Raw genomic sequence first — 2,673 nt, forward strand, 5'->3', positions numbered from 1 at the left:
GTGGCGTCGGGAGTGTTGAGGAGGGCGCGGGTGGCACCGTTGGCGTCCAGGACGAGGTAGTCCGCACGCTGATCACCGTTGATGTCGGCGAACCGCACTTGCTCCCCCGTCCACTGCGCCGAGCCAGTCGCGACGACGCCCTGGTCCGACCACCGGCCGATACCGGTGTTGGTCCATGCACGGGTGGCACCGTTGTCGTCGACGACGAGGTAGTCGGCCTGGCCGTCACCGTTGATGTCGACGTCGTAGTCTCCGATGACCGCTGTGCGCCGGGGTGGGGCGGGGTCGACGACTACGTTCTCCTTGATCCAGCCCCGCCGGATCAGCGTCTGCACTCCGCCGTGGAAGGCGTCGGCCATCTTCGTGTAGCCGGCGTTGTTGGGATGGAGGTTGTCGTTGAGATCGGCGGTGGTCAGGCTGCCCATGCTCACCTGGACGATAGGTCGGCCCTGGGAGGTGCGTGCCGAGACCAGTGCCGGGATCGTCTTGTTGTAGGCGTCGACGCGGGCCTGGACGGCGGGGTCGGTGGCTGGGACCAGGGTGGCGAGCACGATAGCGGTGTCGGGAGAGGCGGCGTGGATCTGGTCCAGAAGGCGTCCCAGGCGCTGGGGGGCGGTGCTGACCTGATGGTCACGGTTCATGTCGTTGGTGCCGATGTGCAGGGTGATGATGTTGGGTTTCGCCTGCGCGAGCCAGGTCTCGATGTTGGCCTGCAGCTGGTCGATCCGCCATCCCGAGTGGCCCTCGTGGCGGGTTCCGTCGGAGTCCGTCTGGGAACCGGTGAAGGACAGACTGCTCGCTGCCCCGGCCAGGTGGGTGGCCAGCTCGGGGCGGTACCCCCTGCGTGTGGTGCTCCCGACGCCGAGAGTGATCGAGTCGCCCAGCGGCATGACGGCCAGCCGAGGCGCGGTGGTGCCGGGGGTGGGAGGCGAGGGAAGCGATGTCGCCTGCGCTGGGATCTCGACTGAGAGCTCAGTGCTCACGGCCTCCAAGCTGAACCACTGGTCGATATCTCCGGCATCACAGATCGGCGTGGTGGCATGATGCGGATGCTGCGCGGAGATAGTGGCGTCCAGAGCCAAGCATCTGCCATCGAGATTCTTCAGCTGGAACCAGCCGTCAATGACTGTGATTACCTGGAACCCTGTTCCGCCCTCCAAAGCTTTGTCGGGGCTTGCGGCGTGATGGAATTCCCAGCGTCCTGCCTGATTCCGCCGAGGGATCCATCGCGATTCCGGACTGGTTCCTCCCTGGGGGACTGCCGCGTACTGGCCAGTGGAGTAGTGGAAGGCGAGGGCGGTTCCATTACCTGCCACGATGAGGTCCTGCACATTGTTCCGTGCGTCCATCTGTAGCCGGTTCTCTATCGGAGGATGATCGAAGGGGCCACGGATGCCGTCGTCTTTGAATGACTTGTGCTTCAGTTCCACCATGCCGTTAGGCAGAGTGTGCCGGTAGCTGAGCTCGGCGTAGTTCAGATGGTTCAGGGCCACATCGATGGGAACGAACGTGAATGCCGAGAAGCATTTGGATTGGCCTGTAAGCGGCCCGCGAGGGCATTTCATCGCCGATGAGTGCGATGCGGACACGACACCGGCCGCGATTACTTCCGTGCCGATTCTGCGCTGGCCCGGCGTCCCCATGACGACGGGACCGCCGCTGTCCCCTCGCATGGCCCCGTAGACGCCCAAGCCATCCGACATCTGCTCGGCCACGAGCCCTTGGCTGTATTCCACGGGCGGCTCACCTTCCGCTTCGGTGGCCCAGTAGCGGGGATTTATGCCTGACACGTGGAGGTTGCAGATCTCGCCCGAGCGGGCACCTGACTGGCAGACGTAGTTTCCTACGATCGGAGCCTGCGCGCCGGTCACCGGGACGAGATGCTGTTCAGTGGGCCGGTCGAGCGCCTTGCCCGCCCAGATCTCTGGTCCTATCGCTTTCTGCGGGCTGATGCCCGCGACATCGACCCGCACATTTGAGTTGGGGCCGGGTCCCTTGGGCGTAGCGAGATGACCGAACGGATTACTGTGGTCCGGCATCGTGAGTTCGCCGGTGGTCAGGCCGTACCGGTTGTTCGAGTAATTCCCAGGGAAACAATGCTCGGCGGTGAGCATCATTTGCTGATTTCCTTGCTGGATGGCGAACGCTGTGCTGCAGATGGGTTCGGCCATCGCCGCGCCTCCGGCGAACTGTCCGTTTCTCCGGTCGGCCAGAGAGACGTTCCGCTGGACACCAGAGATGATCTTCACGGGCAGGTCTGCGGACTTCACGGCTCTGCGGAGCTTGGCCGCCTCCTTCTGGCCGCCTTCCATCGATACGCGCAGCCCGCTCCCGTCCTCGGGTTGCATGACGCTGACCAGTTGGACTCCGGCCGTCTTGGCCGCGTGACTCACCTGGTCCACCGCCCGTACCAGTTCGCGGGCGGAGTACTTGGCCGGTTTGACGACCACGGGGGTCTCGCTGTCGGCGATGATGGCTTTGGCGGCTGGTGTCAGCTTCCCGTGCCAGTAGACGACGACCTGGCGGTCGGCGGGGCCCGCGGTCACGCCGGTGAGCGAGCCTTTCGTCCCCTGGCCCGCCGACGCCTTCACGGCCCTTGCCGTGTCGTTCATCTTCTGTTGCACCTTCATCACCTGTTCCCAGGAGGTGAAGGGGGCCGGGATGCCCTTCGTG

General features: G+C 64.8%; 1 protein-coding gene. It reads right to left on the reverse strand.

Annotation, left to right across the window (positions count from 1 at the left end; genetic code table 11):
* On the reverse strand, positions 1-2,612 hold a 2,612-nt coding region (locus ACFVIM_RS13715), incomplete at its 3' end, for a GDSL-type esterase/lipase family protein (RefSeq protein WP_384300896.1).
* Between the last annotated feature and the right edge of the window lie 61 nt (positions 2,613-2,673).

Source organism: Streptomyces sp. NPDC057638 (assembly GCF_042800315.1).
Lineage (GTDB): Bacteria > Actinomycetota > Actinomycetes > Streptomycetales > Streptomycetaceae > Streptomyces.